This window comes from Microcoleus sp. B3-D2 (assembly GCF_036705345.1).
Taxonomy (GTDB): Bacteria; Cyanobacteriota; Cyanobacteriia; order Cyanobacteriales; family Microcoleaceae; genus Microcoleus.
Map to the genome: position 1 here is coordinate 34,301 of NZ_JAUBUG010000026.1, position 23,287 is coordinate 57,587.

Annotated in this window: 14 protein-coding genes; 3 read left to right on the forward strand and 11 right to left on the reverse strand. The window is 44.4% G+C overall.

Annotation, left to right across the window (positions count from 1 at the left end; all coding sequences use genetic code 11):
- Nucleotides 1–3: 3 nt before the first annotated feature.
- The gene (locus tag QUB14_RS12190; RefSeq protein WP_333217231.1) at nt 4–2,184 is read left to right on the forward strand and encodes a hypothetical protein; all 2,181 of its coding nucleotides are present in this window, start codon (nt 4–6) and stop codon (nt 2,182–2,184) included.
- 12 nt (nt 2,185–2,196) lie between these two features.
- Nucleotides 2,197–4,029 (forward strand): DUF6798 domain-containing protein, encoded by a 1,833-nt coding sequence (locus QUB14_RS12195; protein ID WP_333217232.1) that lies wholly within the window; start codon nt 2,197–2,199, stop codon nt 4,027–4,029.
- 95 nt (nt 4,030–4,124) lie between these two features.
- Here QUB14_RS12195 and QUB14_RS12200 read toward each other — a convergent pair whose 3' ends face one another.
- The 4 genes from QUB14_RS12200 to rfbC all read right to left on the reverse strand — a co-directional run bounded on the left by QUB14_RS12200 (nt 4,125) and on the right by rfbC (nt 8,509).
- Nucleotides 4,125–5,099, reverse strand: a complete 975-nt coding sequence (locus QUB14_RS12200; protein ID WP_333217233.1) for a glycosyltransferase family 2 protein — start codon at nt 5,097–5,099, stop codon at nt 4,125–4,127.
- Between the two features lie 92 nt (nt 5,100–5,191).
- Nucleotides 5,192–6,982, reverse strand: a complete 1,791-nt coding sequence (locus QUB14_RS12205) for a hypothetical protein (RefSeq protein ID WP_333217234.1) — start codon at nt 6,980–6,982, stop codon at nt 5,192–5,194.
- 106 nt (nt 6,983–7,088) lie between these two features.
- Nucleotides 7,089–7,961 carry a dTDP-4-dehydrorhamnose reductase gene (gene rfbD, locus QUB14_RS12210; RefSeq protein ID WP_333217235.1) on the reverse strand — a complete coding sequence of 291 codons (873 nt, stop codon included), beginning with the start codon at nt 7,959–7,961 and terminating at the stop codon, nt 7,089–7,091.
- A 2-nt stretch (nt 7,962–7,963) separates the two neighbouring features.
- On the reverse strand, nt 7,964–8,509 hold the full coding sequence (gene rfbC / locus QUB14_RS12215) for a dTDP-4-dehydrorhamnose 3,5-epimerase (RefSeq protein WP_333217236.1): 546 nt from the start codon (nt 8,507–8,509) through the stop codon (nt 7,964–7,966).
- Nucleotides 8,510–8,558: 49 nt separating this feature from the next.
- On the opposite strand from rfbC, the gene QUB14_RS12220 reads away from it, so the two are divergent.
- On the forward strand, nt 8,559–9,248 hold the full coding sequence (locus QUB14_RS12220; protein ID WP_333217237.1) for a methyltransferase domain-containing protein: 690 nt from the start codon (nt 8,559–8,561) through the stop codon (nt 9,246–9,248).
- 84 nt (nt 9,249–9,332) lie between these two features.
- On the opposite strand, the gene QUB14_RS12225 is transcribed toward QUB14_RS12220, so the two are convergent.
- From QUB14_RS12225 to QUB14_RS12255, 7 genes are all read right to left on the reverse strand, one after another.
- Nucleotides 9,333–10,397 (reverse strand): NAD-dependent epimerase/dehydratase family protein, encoded by a 1,065-nt coding sequence (locus tag QUB14_RS12225; protein WP_333217238.1) that lies wholly within the window; start codon nt 10,395–10,397, stop codon nt 9,333–9,335.
- Nucleotides 10,390–11,151: a glycosyltransferase family 2 protein gene (locus QUB14_RS12230; RefSeq protein ID WP_333217239.1), complete on the reverse strand. Its 762-nt coding sequence runs from the start codon at nt 11,149–11,151 to the stop codon at nt 10,390–10,392. Before QUB14_RS12230 ends, QUB14_RS12225 begins: the two co-directional genes overlap by 8 nt.
- 3 nt (nt 11,152–11,154) lie before the next feature.
- On the reverse strand, nt 11,155–12,960 hold the full coding sequence (locus tag QUB14_RS12235; protein WP_333217240.1) for a hypothetical protein: 1,806 nt from the start codon (nt 12,958–12,960) through the stop codon (nt 11,155–11,157).
- A 225-nt stretch (nt 12,961–13,185) separates the two neighbouring features.
- Nucleotides 13,186–15,186 (reverse strand): chromosome partitioning protein ParA, encoded by a 2,001-nt coding sequence (locus QUB14_RS12240; RefSeq protein WP_333217241.1) that lies wholly within the window; start codon nt 15,184–15,186, stop codon nt 13,186–13,188.
- 58 nt (nt 15,187–15,244) lie between these two features.
- Nucleotides 15,245–18,250 carry a peptidase domain-containing ABC transporter gene (locus QUB14_RS12245; protein WP_333217242.1) on the reverse strand — a complete coding sequence of 1,002 codons (3,006 nt, stop codon included), beginning with the start codon at nt 18,248–18,250 and terminating at the stop codon, nt 15,245–15,247.
- Complete coding sequence (locus QUB14_RS12250) at nt 18,247–18,996, reverse strand: peptidylprolyl isomerase (RefSeq protein ID WP_190656712.1); 750 nt, start codon at nt 18,994–18,996, stop codon at nt 18,247–18,249. The genes QUB14_RS12245 and QUB14_RS12250 overlap by 4 nt, the downstream gene beginning before the upstream one ends.
- A 295-nt stretch (nt 18,997–19,291) precedes the next feature.
- Nucleotides 19,292–23,092, reverse strand: coding sequence for a glycosyltransferase (locus tag QUB14_RS12255; protein WP_333217243.1), 3,801 nt, complete (start codon nt 23,090–23,092; stop codon nt 19,292–19,294).
- Nucleotides 23,093–23,287: the final 195 nt, after the last annotated feature.

Consider the following 23,287-nt stretch of genomic DNA (forward strand, 5'->3'; position numbering starts at 1 on the left):
GTGATGGGATTATTGGATTTTGTTTCTTTTAAATTGCCTCGCAAGAGTTTGATTGATGGCTTTTTTCTGTTTTTACTTGTTCTTGTAACAGTTGCAGTAACATCAATCTATGTATCCAGCGAACATACTTTTTATTGGTGGGATTACGCGGGATACAATACCGCTACAGTCAACACGGCAAATTTATTTCGAGACTCGCCAGATAAAGCATGGCGCGGAATTATAGAATCGCTATCTAAGGAAAAAAACCTGTTAATTTCTCTGCCGTTAGTGCCGTTTATTCTCTTATTTGGCGAGTCTCGCCTGAGTTACATTCTCAGCGTATCCCTGATTTATGTGCTGCCGTTTCGCCTGTTGCTGGGGGCAATTTCTGCAAAGCTAATTCCAGTTTATTCCCGCCGGGTGTTTTGGTCAACTGTGCTGCTGAGTTTATTGATTCCGATGAGTTGGATACCGACTCTGCGGGGATATCTGGATACTGGCGGCTGTGTGTTTGTAGCCTTGGCAATTTTGGTTTATTTGCAGGATGTTAAGCTAAAATCTTGGTGGAACATCCCGTTGATTGGGTTTTTGCTGGCGGCGGCGATTCTGTTGCGGCGCCATTTTGCTTATAGTGCGATCGCATTTTTTAGTGCAGCGACTTTACAGGCTTTCACCGAGTTTATTGTACTAATATACCGTAACGAAACGACGTTTTCGTCTCCAAAAGACAAGGACGCGGCAGTGCCGTTTCCCTACAGATGCTTGTTTGAATCCGGTGTAAAATTGGGTTTAATAGCTGCAACTAGCTTGACTATTTTAATGTGGGTAGCGGGAGATTTTACTCGCAGTGCTCTGACGGTTGACTACCGCAATTTGTATGTCGCTTGGAGTTTGCCTGTAAGTGATATTTTAACTCGTTATGCGGATTTTTACGGTTTGGGAACTTGGCTGCTGGTAATGATTGGTTTTTCTGCGGGAATTCTCACCCGAATCCTGGTTCCGGCGGCGGCTATTTTTGTTTCGTTGTTTGGGGTTTTGTCGCTGATTGAATGGCTGTTAGTTTTGCGTTACGGCTACTTGCACTATACAATTCATCTTACACCGATCGCACTTTTAGGACTATCCACATTTTTCTGGACAACTTGGCTGACACTCAAGGGAAAAGTCCGGTATTTCATGCTGGGCGCGGCGGGTTTGTACCTGGTTGTGAATGCCGCAGTTGGGTTAATTCCTCTCAAAATTGATGTGTCAAGACTGTTTGTGGGTAATTTTCCGCCGTTAGTGCGATCGGACTACGACGAAGTTGTAAAATTAGTAGAGTTTCTGCGAAAATTAGCACCGAATGAAGAACCGATTTATATTGCCGGTGCTTCTAACCATTTTAATGCTAATATCCTCAGACAAGCCAACCGCAAATTAAATCCGCCGGAGGGTTGGTGGAAATTAAATACAATCGGGAGGCCGCAAATTGACTCGCGCGATACTTACCCGCTACCCGAGTTGTTGCAGTCACAATATGCGGTGGTTGCTACACCTTTTCAGCAGGTGTTACCGACTGACGAACAAGTTTTGCGATCGCACGAACAAGATGTTGTTAAAGTTGTGTACGATGCCTTTACTCAAAACTGGGAAATTGCCCGCGATTTCCAAGTGCTACCGGAACAGTTTAAGCTAGAAAACGGCGTGACAGTCAGCGTTTACCGGAGGGTGCGGCCGACTGATACAGCAACGGCAGTTAGGACTCTTGAGGCGATGCAGCGGCAAATAGTCGATCGGCCGGGCACGCAGTTAGATTGGGTTAGTTTGCCTCAATCAATCTACACAAGTGCTAATTATTCAGTCAGTCAAGAATCGAATAACCTATATAATATTGTAACTCATCCAATTAAAAATAGCAATAAACTCGATACATCTTTCCTGTATTTAGGTTCCATCTCAGACAAAGCGAAAGTTACCGGCAAACTCAATTTACCTAACAAACAATGTCCGGGAATTGCCCTGCGCTTGACTTTGTGGGACAAGCAAGGTAAATTAGTAGACTCAGCAGAGATGGCTTATAGTCAAAAAAATGCGAGCGACTTAAATCTATTAGTTGAGGGCAAAAATCCCATTTATCTGCTGCTTGAGGTATTGAGTAGCAGCAAACAGGATTTAACAAACCAATGCCGACTGGAGATTAACAATTTGGCTGTCAGTAGGTAAGTTGAACCGTCAATGCAAAAACATCAAAAATGCCACTGGTATTTTAATCTATCTCTGTATACTTTTGTCATCATCGGTTCCCTGATGGCTACAGGCTATCTTTTCCCGATTGGAGGCAACTTCCCAGAAGTGCCGCCCATTCAATTTATGTTAAATCCTGAACTGTACAAAAATGACTATTACGTTCAGGAAATGGTTAAGTTTAATCCGAGATATTACTATTATTATATTATCTATTTGCTCGCCAACTTAGGAACAAGCATTCCCCTAGCGCACTTTATTTATCAATTCCTAGCCTTCGGTTCATTTATCGTAGCTTGCTACGCAATTCTCAATATCTATACTAATTCCAAACTGCCTGCAGCAGCGATGGCTTTTTTATGTATAGCGGCTTCATTTACAGATGTTGGTAACACCCTGATATTTTCCACAAAATCAGTACCCAGTACCTTCGCAATGGGTTTCGCCATCTGGGGAATTTACTTTAGTTTGCGCCAGAAATGGCTGACCGGATATTTCTTTTTTGGACTGGGTTGTCTGCTGCAATTTTTAGTTGGTTTGTTGCCAGGATTGATGATGGTTCCCGTTTTGGTAATTCAATCTGTAAAACAGCGGAAGTTTAAAACACTGATTTTGGCGATCGCACTTTTAGCAGCAATGGCAAGTATCGTTTACGTACCGATGTTATTAACAGGTACTACCAGCACTCACGCTATAGACAACGCCGAGTTTGTCTACATTCACGCGAAAGTTCGCAACCCCCACCACATCCTCCCGTCAAATTGGGATGTCGGGAATTGGTTCAACTTTATATGTTTCATAATGGGTGGCTTGCTGTGCATCAAAAATTCCGATTTATTGCCAAAAGAAGACAAGGTTAATTTTTATGTGATTGTTGGCACCTCAATTTTCGCACTGTTTCTAAATTACATATTTGTAGAATTTTACCCGCTGGCTTTTATCGCCAAACTACAGTTAGCTAGGACTGTACCTTTTGCTCAATTAATTATATTTATTGCTGTTGCTCTGACGGTAGAGCGACTTTACAGAGACAAACAAATAGCTGTTAGCTTGTTGCTCTTAGCTGTACTAACTTTGCCTTTTAGAGGTATCATTTTCTTAGGATTCTCAGTTTGGCAAACAAAAAATTACATATTTCCCAAACGATATAATATATTCTTGTGGATTTTAGCAGTAGGAACGGTAATTTTCAGCTTGATATATCCGCTGACTGATTCATGGGAAATAATGGGCGAGCGAATAATTAGCATTCCCGTCCTTTTCTCAATCCTCGCCTTCCCATTCATTTTAGAAGAAACCTCCCTAGCGACATCTATCAAACAGGCTATAACTCACACATTAGCCTTAATAACTACTGCCACCTTAGTTTTTGGAATAGCAGCAATGCTGCCCAAACCTATATTAAATGTATTTCAAACAAGAGTTAATATCAATGCCGTTCCCAGGGACGACTTAAGCAGATTAGCTGTGCGTTTTTCGCAAATTAGCAGCCGCGATGTACTCGTATTAGTTCCACCCTCAGTTACCAGCTTCCAGTTTTTCTCCGACAGAGCGATTGTCGTCAACTTCAAGAACTTTCCCTTTACCGAAAAAGGCATCAAAGAATGGCAAAATCGCATGGAAGCTGTTTTAGGGGTTCCCTTAAACCCGCAAATGATTTGGGGAGGAAATGACTTTTTTATCCGACGCAGCAGTGCAGATTTAGTTAAAGTAGCCAGAAAATATCATGCCGATTATATCCTGACTCGCAGCGATTGGCACCCAAATATTGACGGAGAAATAGTAGAGCAAGAAGGCAAATGGATACTGTTTAAAATTAGATAATGCTATTCTTGAAAACATGAGAGATTTATTCAGTCTGGCGTTGCGCCGACTTTGTTTGTATAGAAGCGGTTTCAACCGCCGAATCAGATCTGCGGTTAAATATCAAAACCCGAATCATCAATAATTTCGCTAATTTGCTTGTCCACATAATCAGCATCCACATTCCGCGCCATCAACTCAGCTAAAATCCCCAAAGAAATCAACTGCACTGACAGAATTGTACACAAAATCCCAAAAAATAACAAAGGTCGATTCCCGATCGGCCCAAAATTCATCCCCGCCAAATTCAGAAACCAAATAACTATCAAATAACTCAGCGAAACAGTTCCAACCAAGCCAAAACACAATCCCAAACCTCCAAACAAATGACCCGGTTTGTGCAAATACTGCGTCGTGGCTAACACCGTCAACAAATCAATAAAACCCCGCGCATAACGTTCCCAGCCGTAATTCGATTTTCCGTGCTTTCGCGGATGATGTTCCACCACTACTTCCCCAATTTTAAACCCTAAATTGTTTGCTAAAGCTGGAATGTAGCGGTGCAATTCCCCGTACAATTTAATCGACTGCAAAACTTCCCTACGGTAAGCTTTAAAACCGCAATTCATATCGTGCATTTGCACCCCAGTCAGCAAACACGCAACGGCATTAAACAGCTTGGAAGGTAAAGTTTTAGAAAGGGGGTCGTTCCGCTGTTTTCGCCAACCGGAAACTAAATCAAATCCCGATTCTAAATGATGTAAAAATTTGGGAATTTCAGCGGGGTCATCCTGAAGGTCAGCATCGAGAGTAAAGATAATTATGCCTGCTGCATTGCGAAATCCTGCTGAAAGTGCGGCGGATTTGCCAAAGTTGCGGCGGAGTTTAATCGCTTTAATGAGTTTGGGATGTTGGCTGGCTAAATCTGCGATTTCTTGCCACGAATAATCGCGGCTACCGTCATCTATGAAAATGACTTCGTAACTGTCAATTCCTGTTTGGAACATGACAAGTTGGATTTTTTCAAACAGTAATTTTAGGGTGGCTTCTTCGTTGTGGACGGGGATTACGAAGCTGAGATGTTTTGGCATAGGGCTATTCTATTTCATTTGTGTTGTAAATGAGATTTTTTTATTAACCGCAGAGGGCGCAGAGGGCGCCGAGGAGGAGAAAGAGAGGTTTTTTAGTTTTTATCGATAACTTGGGAATTTCGCAAAGCTACCCAACCTTCGCGGTTTTTAAAGGAAGCATAAGCTGTCAATAATTTATCTGTGGGTGATGTTTGAATGTATCCTCTCCAAGCTGCGAATTCGTAGGAAGGGCCAAACAATTTAACTAAATCAGGGCGCGGAAATCCTGACATGGCAAAACCTCGAACGACATTTTCTTGGTTGAGAATGGCAATACATTTTACATTGTTTTCGGGGTCTCCTACCCAGCCAATTACTCTCGCTGCTGTTGGTGCTAGTGTGGTGGCTGTATCAAAATATCCGGGTACTCCGTCTTTGGGCGCTGACAGTAAATTTGGGTCTATTTTTGTGTCTAATGCTGCACAGAAATTGTGTTTTTTGATGTCTCGGTTAAATGGCACTAAATTGTTAGTTTTTAAGGCGTCGATTAATCCGATAAAAGCGGCGGGTTTGTTGCCTACGCGGTCTTTAATTAGCGTTACGTCGGTGATGCCTAATTGCAGTGATAATGCTACTAACGGTTGATAGGTGGCTCTGCGGGCGATCGCCATTGCAGTTTCGCCTCCCACCCCGTACATTAAAATAATCGCAACTGTGGCGACTGCAAATAGCGGTGTCAGCCAACGCCCTTGAATTCTTGGTGTTGGCTGCAACTCGCGCACCCACAATACTGTCAGCACAATTGTGCTCATCCAAAACAAAGCTGGGAGTGTGGCGTAGCGGGAAGCGGTGGCTTGTTCGACGCCAAATCCCGATCGACTAACCGCGGCCATTAACGCCGTTTGCAGCGTGTAAAGTTGGATTGATAGCCAAGGAACCCAATCCGGGCGATCGACCTTTTTTACAAATAACCAATAACCCACAAAACCCGTCGCTGCAATCAAACCAATTATACCAATAATTGAAGCAACAATAATATTTTCGCTAAAAATTCCGCCGAGATAAGTGGGAATATATTCGAGAGTTTTCAGCGGGTTGATTTTAGTTAAAGAAGGGTGATGAGATGGAGTTTTATAAGTTAAAAAATAAATGCCAATCACTGCAATCGAAGCAATGAAATACAAATAAGTTATTCGCCGAGGAAACCGCAGCACAACAGCAGCAGCACACAATATCGGCCACAAAGCTAAAGGAGTGCTGTAACTAATACAGCCTAACATCCCAAAAATAATGCTGCCAATTACCCACTTATTTTGTTTCCCTTCTTCGTTACCAGGCTCTGCCGGGGAATGAAGATCCAGAGGCTCCGCCTCCCTCTTATTTAACAAAAGCGTCACATAGGATTGCAAACAAAATATCGAACAAATTACAAATAAATTAGCAATTATCCAGTGAACGCCGCTGAATCCCCGCATCCAATTGTGAGCCGCCGCCGGAGTAAAATTAAAAATAGAAATGCACAGAAGTAGTGAGATAAATTGCAGAGGAAAACGCCTCAACTTTAATGGAAGCAGAGCAATTAATACCTGGCACTGAATCCAAGCCAAGAACCAGGCCACTAAACATAAACCAATATTAGAACCTTGGGTGACAACTATATTCAAGCCATAAATAATTGCCGGAATCAAGACAAAATGCTCGTTCGCCCGAAATATCCAATTAAAAGGATTTGTAGAGAAACCGTCTACTGAATAAAAATTCCAGGTCATCCACCAATAATCAAAATTAGACAAGTCTCCCGCTTGGGATATCAAGTACAAAATATATGACGCTGGTATTAGAATGCCGAGAACTGATGCGGCAATTAAAACATCTTGTTGCTTGATTTTCATGGATTCAGACATGGGGAGATTTTTAATTAGTAGGAGCGGGTTTAGCCTAGAAACTTTGCATCTAACAGATGATTTCTGAGCAAAACCCGCCCTCGCGTTTTGAGTTTTCCTCAATTTTTTATTTCACTTCTCTTGCCAGCATTTGTCTGAGCCCTTGCCGCCAGTGGGGAGGATACGTGCCTAGGAGTGCTGATATTTTTACCGTAGATAGGACAGAAAAAGCCGGACGTTTTGCGGGTGTTGGATATTCGGCGGTGGTGATGGGAATTACGCGCTGAATTTTTAGGGGAAAGCCGAGTTGTGCTGCTTCCTCAAAAATGGCGATCGCAAAATCGTACCAACTACAAACACCGCTGTTAGTGTAGTGGTAAGTCCCAAAACTTTCTGACCCAAGGAGAGGAATAATTTGCGAAGTCGCCGCACTTAAATCGCCCGTCCAAGTAGGGCTTCCGATCTGATCTGCTACTACTCGAATTTCTTCCCTTTCCTTTCCCAACCTCAGCATGGTTTTGACAAAATTACCTTTGCCACCGTTGCCGTAAACCCACGCGGTTCTAATAATAATATGTCGGTTTCCCGCTTTCCGAATTGCTTCCTCGCCTGCTAATTTAGATTTGCCGTAAGTTCCCAGCGGGTTCGTAGAATCTGTTTCCAGGTAAGCAGAACCGTGGCTACCGTCAAATACATAATCAGTAGAAAAGTGCATCAAACTTGCTCCCAGTTTTTCGCATTCTTCTGCGAGAATTCCGGGTGCAATACCGTTGACTGCGTTGGCTAATTCCGGTTCGCTTTCTGCTTTGTCTACCGCAGTGTAAGCACCCGCATTCACGACTAAATCCGGTTGAATTTCAGCCATTGCTTGACGGATGCTTTCGGGTTGGGATAAGTCGAGGCGAGTGCGATCGACCGCAATTACCTCTCCCGAAGATAATAAAATCGGCTGCAATTCTTGAGCTAGCTGTCCGCTGCCACCTGCGAGTAAAATTTTCATTGTTAAAAAACTTCAGCTTTTTTGAAGGTTTGTCCGGCTTGGTCTTTAGCTGATAAGATTGGTTGGGCACCATCTAGCGGCCAGTCGATCGCCAAATCGGGGTCATTCCACAGGATACACCGCTCGTGGGCCGGTGCATAATAATCTGTCGTTTTGTACAAAACTTCAGCAGTCTCCGAAACCACTAAAAAACCGTGTGCAAATCCCGCAGGCACCCAAAATTGCCGTTTATTTTCTGCACTCACCAAACACCCCACCCACTTTCCAAAAGTCGGCGAACTTTTTCTAATATCCACCGCTACATCAAAGATTTCGCCAGCCACTACCCGCAGCAATTTTCCTTGAGGCTGCTGCATTTGGTAGTGCAAACCGCGCAGCACATTTTTAGAGGATTTGGAATGATTGTCTTGAACAAATTCGGTCGTCACGCCTGTTTTTTCGACAAAAGCTTTGTGATTGAAACTCTCAAAAAAGAAACCGCGATCGTCTCCGAAAATTTTAGGCTCAATGATCAGAACTTCCGGTATTTCGGTAGATATAACATTCATAGTTAGCTGTGAAAGTGATAAACTCATACTCAGTCAAGGCTATTTTACTATGAAAACTGACACATATCTCAAAAAGTTGTATGCCAACCGCTTTGATTCGCGACAAATGCAAGCGAAGGTGGCACTCTGGAAAGTTTTAATTGACGATTTTTTACAAAATTATGTTCCTCCAGAATCAGCAATTTTAGATATTGGCGGCGGTTACTGCGAGTTTATAAATCAAATTAGGGCGAAAAAAAAATGTTTGATTGACCTCAATCCAGATTCAAAGTTATTTGCAAATCCTGATGTGAATGTGCTTAATATTGATGTCTTGAGTTGTGGCGATAAACCTGCTTTTAGCGAAGAATTTGACAGAATATTTATTTCTAACTTTTTTGAACATCTCCGCACTAAAGAAGAACTCATCCAAATTATTTCCTTTTGCTTTGAGGCGCTTAAGCCAGGGGGTTCTCTCTTAGTTGTTCAACCAAATTTTAAATATTCTTTCAAAGAGTATTACGATTTTATCGATCATCAATTACCGATTACCCACTTATCGCTGCAAGAACTTTTACAAACCGTCGGCTTTGAAATCGACCTAATTATACCCAGATTTTTGCCATTTTCGACCAAAGGCAGACCGGCATCGCCCTGGCTTTTAAAAGTTTACTTAAAATTGCCTTTTTTGTGGCTGTTTTTGGGAGGTCAAATGTTTGTTAAAGCATCAAAAAAAAACAATAGAGGCAGATCCTCATGACAGGCATTCCCAGTCATCTCCAGGCAGAGAGATACATCTGCGCTGATCCGCGTTGATCCCCCTGCATCGGCGGTTAAAAAATCCCTACAAAATGGAACTTAAAACCACCTCATTAGCAGCAATCCAATTATAAATATCCTGCAAAGCTGCTTCGGGCCCAATAACAGGCCGCCATCCTGTTTTCTCCATCACCCTAGAAGAATCAGTAATAAAAATCGGAATATCCCCTGCGCGTTCCTCCAAAACAGGATGAATGGGAATCGATTTACCCGTAATCTTTTGGCACAAATCAGTTGTCTCAACCAAAGAAAGACTGTTGCTCAAACCGCCGCCAACATTAAAAACTTCGCCATCAAATTCAGGAAAATGTTCTAACTGATAATTAACTAACCTCAACAAATCTTCTACGTGCAGTAAATCCCTAACCTGCTTCCCACTGCCGCGAAAACCGATATAATTCAGCGACTTTTGAAAATAGTGAGCCGCCACCCACAAACCGCAAACTCCCTGATCGACTTTACCCATTTGCCAAGCACCAGTAATTAACCCGCAGCGGTTAATAATTGCCGGCACATTGTATGCTTCCCTGTACTCCTCAATCAGCAATTCCGAAGCTAATTTAGTTGCTCCGTAAAGCGAACGGTGTCCTTTTAAAGGGAAGTCTTCTGATATGCCCAACTCGGATATACCGGGTAAAGTTTGCTCAGGGGCGATCGCAAATCTATTCGGCAACTCTAACAGTTTAACAGACTTGACACTGGCGATCGGATAAACCCGACTCGTAGACAAAAACAGCAAACTCGCACCCGTTTGTCTCGCCAACTCCAAAACATTCACAGTGCCCAGTAAATTCGTCTGCAAAACGTACTGAGGCGAACTAAAACCAGCCAACACAGAAGGCTCCGCAGCACAATCTATAATGCAGTCAGCATTCAGTGCAACTGGATCTAAATCCGCCGCTGTACGAATGTCCCCGTAAACAAACTGAATCCCGCAACTTTTAAGCCGAGGCAGATTCAATTCCGAGCCCCGGCGACGCAGGTTATCCAAACAAATTATTTGCCATTCCGGGTGCAGTTTCTTCAGGCCAATTGCCAAACAACTGCCGATGAAACCCGCACCACCAACAATTAAAATTCTCTCAGGCATTTACTTTTAATTTTGCTATCTTTCTAGTCCGGTGGTAGTCGCCGCGAGAGAGATGTTTTTCCAGCCACACATACAAGACAATAAACAAATACCGACTGCCCATCTCTTTTATTTTCAGCTTAGAAATACCAGCAGTCCGATTGTACCACCTCAGAGGAATCACCGTATAGGAAAAACCCCGGACGATTGCTTTTAAAGGCAGTTCCACTGTCAAATTAAAATGATGGCTCAAAATCGGTTGCACGCCTTCAATCACTTCTCTGCGGTAAATTTTAAAAGCATTGGTGACATCGCTGTACCGCAAGCCGAAAATACTTTTGACAAACCAGTTTGCTAAGCGGTTAATTGCTAACTTGTGAATTGGATAATCAACCACAAAGCCACCTTTGATAAAGCGGGAACCAAAAACGCAATCATATCCTTCTTGCAGCTTGCGGTATCCTGCTACCAAATCCATCGGATCGTCGGAAGCATCCGCCATCACAATTGCTGCAGCATCTCCGTCAAATTCTGCCAAACCCCGGCGCACGGCAAATCCGAAACCATTCGGAGGTTGATTGTTGATGTATCTAACTGTGGGAAAAGTCTCTGACAACTCCTGGCAAATATCAATAGTTCGATCGACACTGTTGTCATTCACAATCAAAATTTCGTGCAGAATGCCTTCTAAATCGAGCGTCTGGGCGATCGCCCGCACAGTACCGTACAAACAGCCCTCCTCATTGTGGGCTGGTATAATCACAGAAATTTTCACTCCTCATCCTCCGCGCAACTGGACAAACTGGTTGTCCACAGGATTATACACCCAAGCTTTAATTTCAGTTTGGGCGATCGGCAAATTATTATCCGGCAAATCAACAGCCCACCTTGCATTGTTGTATAACTCAGATTTTAAACTCTCAGCAATGTCGGGACTGTCCAAATTTACATAAGCGTTAGCAAAAAAAGATTTTTTGTCGCCCAGAGATAGCAGTACAATATTCGGCTGTTGCAATTTTTCTGGCAAAACCGCCCAACCAGCAGCCTTGACAGCATCATTTTGCTTAACAGTCAAGGATTTATTGCTGGTTTGAGGTTTGTCTAAATAGCCGTACACTTTCTCGATATTAGAAATAAACTCTATATTTTTCGCGAACTTGAGCCAACCTATTTTATCGATAATTGCAGCGCCTTCTCTCACCAGCCAAGTTTTTTTGCTCAGCACCCTCAAACAGCTTTCCGGCGAATTATTGAAGAAAGCCGAGGGTTCCAGATAGTTAATTAACTGCAAACAATCTTGAGCGCCTTGTTTGTAAAGAAGTGCGGATCTAGTTTGGGCGATCGCCTGTTGAGAGTTAACAATAATTATCCCAATTAACAGCCCTGCTAACACCCGATAAACAAATTTATAGGTGCGATTTATGGTAGCAATCTTACCTCGGACAAACAATTGACCTAGCTGAACCAAAGCTATTAACAGCAAAATCGAATTAGTCGTATATCTCGACGATTCGATCGCCTGAATCGCCCCAAATTCCGCCCTACCAGCCGTAATAAACAGAGCCGATAAAACAGAAAATAAACCTATTGACAGCCAAGGTAAAGCCTCATAGTTCTCAGCAATATCATTCCTATCTGTCATTGCGAGGGACGAAGCACTCGCCGGGACTTGAGGTTGCTTTTCAGAGTTAGCACTCACAGATGAATCTAGCGAACTTGATACAATCTTTTTCCCAAAATAAACTACCAAAAATACAAAGCTTGCAAATATTACCAATCCTACCAATGCCGAGATTCCAGGCGATCGCACAATTGGCGAACCCAACAGACTCAAAAAGTAATCAATCACCACAAACGGCTTATTCAACAATGAAATAATACTTGCTTTGCGAGTCGGATGATAATCAATTGAGTAAACAGCACAAGTTGTCGCAAACAGCAGCATCCATGCGATCGCTCTTTTTCGTTTCTGTGCTGCATTTCCCTCCAAAGCCGCCACAGCCGGAATCGCAGCCAACCAAGATAGCAAACCTTGAGCGAGCGAAAAACTAGCAAAAAAGCAGAATACAGCAGCAATAGAGATTCTAATATTAGGCACTAATTTGTGAGGTGAAACCAGCGCATAAACCGCAGTTACAAAACACAAATTTACGAAAAACCACGCTAATTGAAATCCCCAAAGCCAGTTTTCGTGCTGAACTAGAGAGAAAAGCAAAATACAAGTTAAAATATTAGCTAAATGCCACAGATCATCGGCGATATTCTTAACTGGCATCGAGGATAACTTGTACATAGCGATAAAAGTTATCGCAGCCAAACCTATGCTGAGACACAACTGATAATTAATATTCCATCGGCAAGCAAAAGCCAGCACCGCAATAATTATTTTAGGGAAAAGTATGCGGTGGTTGCTGTGCAAAGCCCAAAAATCGTTAAACGTTACATTTCCCGCAGCTATTTTTTCAAAAAGGCTAGCTAACCTCCACTCGTCATCAACGGGAACGTTAACGCTAAAATTTGCTACAAATCCGATTAACAACAGGAGTGGAATCAGATATAGAGTAAATAAGATTAATTTTTTCATCAATGTGCGATCGCACCGATTGCCATCACCATTTTATATCAACCCGGCTTAAATACCCTTTATTTTTTAGTCAGCGAACGACGTTCGGCGAAGCTGAGTCTAGCCGCAGACGAAAGTTTGACTTTTGAGGGGTTTTAACCACCTAATTTTATCAAGGAGGTGGTATTTACTTATAGCGGCAAGGTGCGCTCGGCGCACCCTACTTCTTTATAGCGGTTAACCGAATTACTTAATAGTCTTGAACGTATCCATTTTCCCAGTAAATCGGTTGATAAACATCTGCAAAACAGTCCGCTTGCCAATATTAATATTAGAACTCACGGACATTCCCGACTGCAAGTTAACCTCCACTTCATTTGCCTTGCCCTTGTTCAAAAGAAACTTCTGATTTTTGAGCTTTATTTTGGTTTTGAAAGCGTAGTATTTCCGCAGCTCAGTAGGAGGCTCAGCATCGCTGCTAATCTCTATCACTTCACCCTCAGCAGTACCAAACTCCATCGCCGGGAAAGCTTCTACATTCACTTCCACAGGCACGCATTGGTATTTCGTCAAACCCAGTTTCTCTCTGTTAACTTCCTTCTCTGGACAAACGCAACTTTTACCTGTTTCGCAGTCAATCTTTTCTCCGTCTAATTGCTTGCCGTGATACGCCTCCAATTTTGCCCGCTTCTGTCTCAAAGCATCCAATACCAGAGCCACATTGCTGTTTTCCAGGTAAACCACTGCTTCCAGACCGTTTTCGTCATCCAAAACTTTGAGCAGCTTTTCAGTTTGCTGCGCTTCGTAATAAGCTTCTTCGCAGCGTGCTGGGCGCGGTTCGCCCGGTTTCAGCACCGTATTAATAATGGATTGGCATATCGGATCTTTCGCCATATCCAACTTAGCTTTCTCCTTCGTAGAAGGCTTCAAATCAAAGATTACCCCCGATACCGGAGCCTTCATCACTTGAGTGTCGCGGTTTTGTTGAGCCTTTTCTAGCTGAGCGTTCACCTCGGACAGCTTTTTCAGGTTTTCCACTTTGAAGCGGCTTAGCTGAGAATCGCTGCTGGCAATTTGTTTCTGGTTTTCAGCAATTTTGGTATAAAGTTCTTTCGCCCAGGTATCCTTGGTGTTTTTCAACTGTTCTTCGGCGCGGGCGATGGACTCCTGAAGGCGCGCTTGCTCTCCTTGGTGACGCTGTATTTCAGCAGTAATTTTTTGGATGTCACCTTGACGGGCGTTAATTTCGCCTCGGCGCGTATTGATCTCACCGAGGCGCGTGTTAATTTCGCCTTTGCGAGAGTTGATTTCACCTTCGCGCTGCTTGATTTGATCTTGCTGTTTGAGAACGTCGCTTTGGCCTCTGAAAACATCTTGTTCTTGACGTTCTTTTTGCAGTTCAGCGATGGCTCCTTCCTCTACAAGGGGGGCGAGTCTCCCTAGAATGTTTTGATTCGACTTCAATACTTGTTGGGATTTCGCTAACTGTTCTTGGGCCAAATCTCTCTGAGCCAGGGCTGATTTTACTTGCTCTTGCGAAGAAGCTAACTGCTGCTGAGCATAATTTAATTGGTTCTGGGCAAAACCCAATTGTTGCTGTGCCACTGTCATTTGATCGCCGGCGGCTTTCTCAGCATCCTGAGCTTGCTTCAGTTGTTTTTCCAACTCCTGAACTTGGCCTTGAGCAGCGGCGACGCGAGACAGAAATTCCGATCGATAATTAACATAAAGTCCTTGCTGGGCGGCATCAAAATTTCCGCTGGCTCCCCTGTTGAGGTACAGCTCGTCAATCAAAGCTTGCAGCACTTGATTTTGTGCCGTGAGGCTCTGTCTGTCCTTGATTGTTGATTCTAGGTTAGAAGGCACAGCGCCTTGAATTTTGCCACTGACAACATCTTCGTAAAATTTGTTTTCCTTTTCCAGAGCTTCTTTAGTTTTCTGAATCGATGTTAAATCGGCACTGGGTGCAAGGGGGTTGAAAGTGAGCAGAGGCTGGTTCTTTTCCACGCGATCGCCATTTTCAACGTGAAGTCTCACCACAGCGCCCGTAGCAGGTGCTTGGATGTCTCTAGCACCATCTTTGAGCTCTAATTGCCCTACAGCGGGGACAGCTTGCTCTACGCTAGCAAAATAAGCCCAAACTACAGCAGAAGTGGTCATCAGCATGATCATCCACAAAAACAAGTGCGACCAAATCGCTGGTTTTTCGAGAATGACTGGTTGCTCAGAAAGTATTAACGATTTCATAGCCATTTGTTAGTTCTCAGTTGTTAAGCGTTAGCGAGCGGTTGTGAGTTGTTAGATATTAGGTATTCGAGGACTCTTGTTGTTGGAAGAGGCAGTAGTAACGCCCTTTAAGAGCCATTAATTCTTTATGAGTTCCCCGCTCGACTACCGAACCTTGATCCATCATAATAATTAGATCAGCGTTTTGGATGGTAGTCAGGCGGTGAGTAATGAAAAACACCGTGCGGCCGGCGAAAGCTTCTGCTAAGTTATTGCAAACTTGGCGTTCGGAATGGTAGTCGAGGGCGCTTGTAGCTTCGTCCAAAATCAGCAGTTTCGGGTTTTGCAAAATCGTGCGGGCAATCGCCAAACGCTGCCTTTGACCCCCAGAAAGCGACGCACCCCGCTCTCCGACTATCGTATTGTAGCCAGCAGGCAAGCCCATAATAAAATCGTGAGCCACCGCTAATTTCGCAGCTCGCACAATCTCATCCGTACTCGCATCGGGATTGCTCAGAGCAATATTTTCCTGAACAGTACAGTTAAAAAGCAAAGTATCTTGTAGCACTACCCCAAGTTGGCTGCGAAGCGAGTACAGTTCCACCTTAGAAATGTCATAGCCGTCAATAAAAATCCGGCCCGACAGCGGCGGATAAAGACGCTGCAACAGCTTCATCGCCGTACTTTTACCGGAACCGCTTCCCCCCACAATTCCCACAAAACTGCCAGCGGGAAATTCCAAATTAACATTAGCCAATTGCAGTGGACCGCTCTCTAGGAATCGGAACGAAACCTCCTCATAAGTAACCTGCCCTTGAATTGCCGGCAGCGGGATATTGCTCCGGTCTTCATCGCTGGTTTCCGTCGGCGTATCGACCACATCCTTAAGCATATCGATCGACATCGAGACTTCTTGGAAACTCTGCCACACGCTCACAAAACGCAGCAGCGAACCAGTCACGTTCCCGGAAATAATTCGGAAAGCAATCAACTGACCCAAAGTAATCTCATTTCCCAGTACCAAATAAGCTCCCACCCACAACTGAGCTAAGTTACCCACCTGGTTTAAAAAGGCACTAATCGTACCGGCCGCAGTCCCCGTGATAATTGTTTTAAAACTGGCTGTAATGTATTTTGCGTAGCGGCTCGACCATTCCCAACGGGATTTCAATTCAATATTTTGAGCCTTAACAGTTTGAATCCCGCTAACTACTTCCACTAGATAAGATTGAGAGTCAGCAAAACGCATATTTCTCTGTTTGATTAGGCGCAGCACCAGCGGATTGATTAGAACAATCATCAGCCCCAGTATCGGTACCACTGCCAAAGATACAAACGTTAGCTGCACGCTGTAGGAGAGCATAACGGCGACGTAAACCACCGAAAATACCGCATCGAGAACCACTGTCAGAGCTGTACTCGTCATGAATTCCCGAATCTGGCCCATCATGCTGAATTTGTAGACCAAATCTCCGACGCGCCGATTGTCAAAGTAATTTTGGGGCAGCCGGAGCAAGTGGTCGATTACCTCCGCACTCAATTTGACATCGATGCGGTTTGAGGTATCTATAAACAAAAAGGTACGCAAACCGTTGAGCAGTCCTTCAAACAGGGCAACACCTAACAGAAATGCCCCCAAAATATCCAATGTGTCAATGCTGCGCTGACCTAATACTTTATCAATAATTATTTGGCTGATTAATGGGTTGGCAAGACCAAATAACTGTACAAAAAACGAAGCGAGCAACACCTCAAAAAACACTGTCTTGTGTTCCATGAGGGCCGGCACAAACCACCAGAAGCTGAACTGCTCTTTTTGCTCAACTTGCGGAGCTTGTAGCAGCAGAACTTCTCCTGATTCGCCCCAGATTTCTTTAAACTGGGGTATCCGCTTCCGCATCAGCCCCTGTTCGGGCGTGGCGAGCACCAATTCTTGCTCGGTGATGCTGTAAATAATGGCAAAGCTATCTTGCCATTTAATCATTACGGGGGCTTTGATGCGGTTGATGGCTTCTGCTGGCACTTGCGCCAATTGAGGCGTGAGGCCGATGCTTTGGGCGATCGCCCCGCAGGCTTGCATACTGATAGAACCAGCGGTTTTTAACTGATTTTCTAGAACTTTGCGGATGATATCTCGACGAAATTTGAGGCCGAAATACTTGCTCAACATCTGGAAGCAAGCTAGCGGACTGTCAATCTGCCCTTTGGCGCGGAAAACTGGGTATCTCGCCGCATCCTTTGGTTGGTCGGTTTTGGGTTCTGGGGGACGGTCTGGGGCGATTGTAAGCTCGATGACTTTTCCGCCGGGCGGCTTCTGCCCCCCTGCTGTCTCTGTCGTGCCATTTGATGACTCTGTTTCGGGTTGAGGTTCTGGGGGTTCCCGGAAGCCGACCAAGCGGGCGCCGAGGCGACCTTCTACTTTTAAGGATTTGGCTGCGTTTTCCACAGAGAAGCGGCTGCCCGTGGGAAAGTCGCCCAAGACGCCGCTGCTGACAAGCCAAACTCGATCGGCATCTAGCTCTTTGGCGATGTCTTGAGTTTTTTTGTTGCCGTTTGGCACGTTGACAACAGTCGCGTCTTGCCAAGCTTGCAGGGTGAGTTCCTTGAGATTGGAAGTGCCGTCGGCTTGGCGCTGCAACTCCAGGCTCAACAGTTCAAATACTTCGCTCAAGGAACAGTGTTCGCGAAAGGCTTCTCCAAAGGTCGGCTGTTTTTCCACTACGCTCAGGAAATCTTCGGCAGGTAGGACGATCGCGATCACATCTGTAGAGGCGATCGCCGTCTCGCAGGGAACTCCCCTGAGCAAGCCAGCCCAGCCAAGGATTTCCTTGGACTGAACCAAGCGTAAACTTACGTGGCGCTGCGAGCGCTGGTCAAAGCCCAGCAGCCGGGCCTGGCCTTGATAGATAATTGCCACCTGAGTCGGCATTTTTTCCCGTTCAAACAGGGGCTGCCCCGTCCGGTAGCCGAGGAGTTGGCATTTAGCCACCAAGGCTGACAGAGCCGTCTCTGAGAGTCGGTCAAAGGGAGGTGTTTTAGCTAGGAAATCCTGAATTTGGGAGAGGGAAACAGCGGAAGAAGTCATGATATTGAAGACACGGAAGAGAGGGGCTGTAGCGGGCCTATTTGCGATATCTGTTCGGCGAGCCAGCTTTCAAAGAGTTCGTTAATCAAGTGCAGCCGCATCGATTCATCGAGCTGGGCCGGCATGAACTTTTCTAGTCGAATAATTACCATCCATTCTGCCAGAGGACGTGGCGTCCAGAGTTGATTTGGCTGGCTGACGGACAAAAGTTTGCTGATTGCCGGGTGGGGCTGCGAGAGGGGTACTGGGCCCAACAAGCCGCCTGACTTGGACTCGGGCCCTTCGGAATACTCGCGGGCCACTTCTGCAAAGGTTTGTTCCCCTTCCAGGATGCGAAAGTAAAGTTCGTTTGCCAGTGCTGGATTTTTGGTGCGTACCAGGGAATAGACTACGTGGTCTAGGCTGGCTTTGCGGGTTAAAAAATAATTATCTACTTTAGGTCTCCAAGTGGCTTGCTTAAATTTTTCGATCAGCAAGGGCCTCACGGCCATCTCTTGAAGTTCTTCTTCCGTCATGTTTTGGCCGCGCAGCCAAGCTTCTTTAGCTTCGGGGGCTGTCAGTTGGTGTTGTGCCAGAAAGTTCTCGACGGCGGATTTGCGTTCTTCGTCGCTGCAACTAAAGGATGCGATCGCTTGGTCTACTATTACACCCCGCAAGAATTGCGGCATTAACTGGTACCGCTTCAGGAGCGATGGCATATCCTGAGCTTGCAGTAATTTATCGCCTATTTGAAAAAGTCCTGTCATTTTTTTATCTCCAACTGACTTGCGCTTCCCCTTTTAATTTAGCTGTGGCAGGAAAAGAGCGACAACCACTAACCCCTCGATTCCCCGATGATAGCAGACCGTCAGTGGGCTAGCGCTATTGCTGTCTATTTCTTGACGCTCTGCCTACCGAGGGGTTCCCCGCAGCTCTCATAATGGTATCGGGATGCGAGAGTGGGAGAGTGGGAAAATCTTTACTTCTGGCATCTTCCTTCTTCCCTCAACATCCATTCGTTAAATCCCGTACACTGCTTAGTTGCTGAACTTCCTTCTTCCTTCACTCTCGGAATAGTCTTTCAAAGAGTGTGCCGAGTTGGGTCGAGCAAGCGCGACTGTCGAGATATTTCGGGTTTGCCGCCATTTTTTGCTGGATTCGATCGCGGTAGTGCTGGCGCAGTTCTGGCTTGGTTCCCAGTGCTGTGCTGAGCTCTAAATAAGTGTTCTCGCTGTTTGCTACCAGTTCCGGAAGTAGCAGTTCTTCAAGCACGGCGGCTGATTGTCGCGAGCGAGTTGTTTGCCCTTTTCTTACAACTACAGGCAACCCCACCAACAGCGCTTCTGCCGCATAGCAGGCACTGCTGTATGGATAGGAGTCTAAATATATATCAGCCAATTCCAGACATTTTATGTAATCGGCGCGAGATGGCAGCGCTTTAATCACAACTAAGCGCTTTTTGTCTACCCCAAATTCGGCAAAGAGCGATCTAATTTGTTTGTAAAAAGGCACCGTCGGATAGTTTTCATTGCCGGAACTAAAGGGATACAAAACTAAAATAGAATTTGGTACCGCCGCAATAATTTTTGCCCAAGTTTCTCTCAATTCTGGGATAATTGTAAAAGCTTGAGCGCCGGACATGAACACTACAGATTCGTCGCTGGCTCCCCAACTGCTGCGAGTAGGTTCAACTCGGGCAGGTGCTGATTCTACAGTATAGCTTAAACAAACTCCCGAGCCTTTTAAAGTAATTAATTTTTCGCGATACTCTGCTGCTGCATCTGCAGGCAATGTCAAATCTCCCGCAAGGAAATAATCTATATTTCGGGCGCCCGTGGTGGCGGGGGTTGATGCACCGGTAGCTATTTGCACCCGGGCTAGTCGGTGCAGGCACAGGAGGGCGCTTGGTTGAGAAGTGTTGGTAGTATTGGTGCAAATTAGCAGAATATCTAAATCGTGCGATCGCATTTCTCGAACTTGATTGGGCAAATCTTCTGACAGTTGCACCAGTTTGTCGGCGCAATTTTCGCAATATTTCCTCAGTCGATCGTCTTGTACCTGGAAATGGTACACGATAATTTCAAATTTGTTTCTGTCTAAATATTCAAAACTCGTAATTGCTGCACGAGTATCGAATTCCTCACTAATTTTATCAAGCAAAAAGCCAACTCGTATTTTAGTTGTTTCCGATTCTTTTTGAATAAAATTCCATTCGATTTGACAGCCGATAGTCTTCAAATAAAATTCCAGAATATCCGCTCGATGACTCAATACATTCAGCAAATTTGCTTCGCTCAAGTACAAAGCTTGGAAGCTAACTTTTTTCGCAATAAAAGCCGCCAAATAACGCCACACTTCTGAATCTGGAAAACTGGCGATATTAGCAGCGACATACTTGATTAACTGCTGGAAATATTCAGAGTACCTTTCTATTTCCCCGTTTTGTTTAAAATAACCGGGAGACTGAAATATAAATTTCAAAAAGTCGTCAAAAAACCACTGGGGAATCGCTGCATTGTTATACTCAAGTGGCAACTGATAAGCGTCGCGGTACAGCATCGCTGCGAGGAGATATTGAATCTTCTCGGCAATTTCCCCTCCTTCAGCAAGTTTCGAGGATAACTGCTGGACAAAACTTTGTTCTTCCTCAGTTAAAGTTTCATTTTTGAGGGCGCTATCTAGGAGCAATTTATGAGCTTTCCCCATGTCTTTCGAGTAAGCACTTTCAAATTTTTTCGATGGCAAATTCAGCCAATATTCAGCTAGCTGTTGGCGGTAGGGGCGCAGGGCGAGAAGAGGCTGTTTTGAGGGGAATTTATTGTATTGATCAAGCATTGCTGACAATTCCGATAAACTCGGCTGGGTTCTCAATGCCAACTTTTGGCGGATTGTCTGTTTGATTTGTTGATTCAAGAAACTGTAATCTGGACTATTTAGTAGTTTTTTGTAAAATCTGACTACATCCTTATGATTTTCCCCAGCCGCGAAGTTTTTCCAAGTTTGTTGTTCGGGATGAATCCGCAGTGAGGACAGTTTTTCTTCTACAAATCCGATATGATAGTTGCCCATGATTCGCCACCACATATCTAAGTCTACATACTGAGATAATCCCGAATCAAATAATCCTATTTCTTCAAAGACTCGCGCGGCAATTAAGACGGTACTCGGTTCGCCAATTTTGTTTATCGGGTTGTTCAAGCAGTTAGTATCAGCCAGTAATTCTTTTCCGGGCTGAATAGATTTTAAATTTGACCAACTTTTATGCAAATCTTTAATTGATTGGGAAGCTAGGCGCAAAATCGGGTTAGATTCATTGTCAGCTATGGTGATGCCACGCGGGGAGAAAACCATACCTATTTCTTGGTTTTGTTGGGCGAGGGCGACCATTTTTTCAATACATTCTGGTGCAAGCAAGTCGTCTTGAAATAAAAACTTAATGTATTGACCTTTTGCTTGAGATATGCAAAAGTTCCAGTTTTGTGATAAGCCGTAGTTGCGGTGCAGTACGATGCGGAAATCGACCGAGGTTTGGGATTGGAAGGATTGGGCGATCGCAACTGTTTCGTCTGTGGAACCGTCGTCGGATATAATCAGCTCTATGTTAGGGTAAGTTTGGGCGATCGCACTTTGAATCGCTTCGCCAATAAATGCCGCTCCGTTGTATGTGGGAATACAAATACTAACTAAAGGTCGTGCATTTTTTACTGTCGCCCCCTGAGAGGACTTTTTCCGTATTCCGCGCTCCAAGCTTTTGAAATTATCTGTAATTTCGGCAATATATTCGAGACGGTTTTGAATTTTTCTCCCGACAGTTGGCGGATTCAGTAAAGTCTTAATTTCATCAGAAGCTATTCTTCCAACTTGCTGAGCTTCCCGGTAATTGTTGAAGACATGACGCATTAAATCCGCAGCGTGTTCGACATCCGGTTCGGCCCAAACATTGCCTTTTTTGTAAGACCCGCAATCTTTCTCAATTGGGATTAACTTATACTTGACTAAATAGCTGTTTCCGACATTCATAAATTCTGTATTTGATGAATAGCCGGTGGCAATTACGGGTTTGCCGTAAAACATAGCCTCAGCCATTGTTAAGCCAAATCCTTCGCAGCGGTGCAGCGATACGTAACAGTCGCAATTGTAGAGCAAGCCGTTAATTTTAGGTTTGGACAAATAGCCGTCTAGATGTTTGATATTTGAATTATTTGCTATGGCTGAGTTTAAGGATGCTTGCGCCGCTGAAAATTTGTTGGAATTAGAAGATTTGATGACCAATAATACGCTGTCATCTTCCCCAAAAGCTTGTTTAAATGCTTTAATTGTCGCTAAAGTATTTTTGCGCTCGATGCGGCTAGAAAAGTCGAAGACAAACAAGAAAATAAATTTATTTTTCGGTAAATTCAGTGCTTCTCTGTTCAGGGAAGGTGCGGGGAGAGCAATACTAGGCATGATTTTGATAACGGGAATTGGCGCAACTGCGGCAATTGCTTCGGCGCAATAGTTGCTGTAAGTCCATATTTCGTGAAAGTGATTAAATGCGGGCTGCCATTCCGGGGGAAAGGCGGGAAGTTCCCAGGCCCAAAAGCCGATGTTGTATTTTTTGTCAAAATAACTGGAACCTATATGTTTGATAAAGGTTGCAACTTCATCTGCGTTGACTTGAATTAAGTTTACGGGATAGGGATTATCTTGGCTAAAATTTTGATAGGTGGTGTCTTTCTTGCGGTGGGGACTGCGGGTAAAATTGTTGATGACGAAGGGAATGTTGGCGGCTTCTGCAGCCCTGATATTTGCTCGGACACCTTCTCCTATGCCAAATTCGCCGTTGATGTAGCCGGCGATGTTCATTCCTAGATTAGGGTTCATAGTTTCTAATGTATTTAGCACAGTGTAGTGTGGATTTTTTGAGGAAAAGCAGAATTAATTGATCGGCTCAATTGCGCTAAAAAAGGGTAGGTAGAGAATAAATTATAATTTTGCCGAATATTTGCTAACATATAGCAATCCTGGAGGATTGGTGAATAAGATTTACAGGAAACGCTCTTAACGCACACCAAGAGA

What these genes read in the sequence shown, in the direction of transcription:
- QUB14_RS12240 (WP_333217241.1), bottom strand. Translation starts at nt 15,186, where the DNA reads ATGAAATCGTTAATACTTTCTGAGCAACCAGTCATTCTCGAAAAACCA.
- QUB14_RS12250 (WP_190656712.1), bottom strand. Translation starts at nt 18,996, where the DNA reads ATGACAGGACTTTTTCAAATAGGCGATAAATTACTGCAAGCTCAGGAT.
- QUB14_RS12190 (WP_333217231.1), top strand. Translation starts at nt 4, where the DNA reads ATGGGATTATTGGATTTTGTTTCTTTTAAATTGCCTCGCAAGAGTTTG.
- QUB14_RS12255 (WP_333217243.1), bottom strand. Translation starts at nt 23,092, where the DNA reads ATGAACCCTAATCTAGGAATGAACATCGCCGGCTACATCAACGGCGAA.
- QUB14_RS12200 (WP_333217233.1), bottom strand. Translation starts at nt 5,099, where the DNA reads ATGCCAAAACATCTCAGCTTCGTAATCCCCGTCCACAACGAAGAAGCC.
- QUB14_RS12195 (WP_333217232.1), top strand. Translation starts at nt 2,197, where the DNA reads ATGCAAAAACATCAAAAATGCCACTGGTATTTTAATCTATCTCTGTAT.
- QUB14_RS12245 (WP_333217242.1), bottom strand. Translation starts at nt 18,250, where the DNA reads ATGACTTCTTCCGCTGTTTCCCTCTCCCAAATTCAGGATTTCCTAGCT.
- rfbC (WP_333217236.1), bottom strand. Translation starts at nt 8,509, where the DNA reads ATGAATGTTATATCTACCGAAATACCGGAAGTTCTGATCATTGAGCCT.
- QUB14_RS12205 (WP_333217234.1), bottom strand. Translation starts at nt 6,982, where the DNA reads ATGTCTGAATCCATGAAAATCAAGCAACAAGATGTTTTAATTGCCGCA.
- QUB14_RS12225 (WP_333217238.1), bottom strand. Translation starts at nt 10,397, where the DNA reads ATGCCTGAGAGAATTTTAATTGTTGGTGGTGCGGGTTTCATCGGCAGT.
- QUB14_RS12220 (WP_333217237.1), top strand. Translation starts at nt 8,559, where the DNA reads ATGAAAACTGACACATATCTCAAAAAGTTGTATGCCAACCGCTTTGAT.
- QUB14_RS12235 (WP_333217240.1), bottom strand. Translation starts at nt 12,960, where the DNA reads ATGAAAAAATTAATCTTATTTACTCTATATCTGATTCCACTCCTGTTG.
- rfbD (WP_333217235.1), bottom strand. Translation starts at nt 7,961, where the DNA reads ATGAAAATTTTACTCGCAGGTGGCAGCGGACAGCTAGCTCAAGAATTG.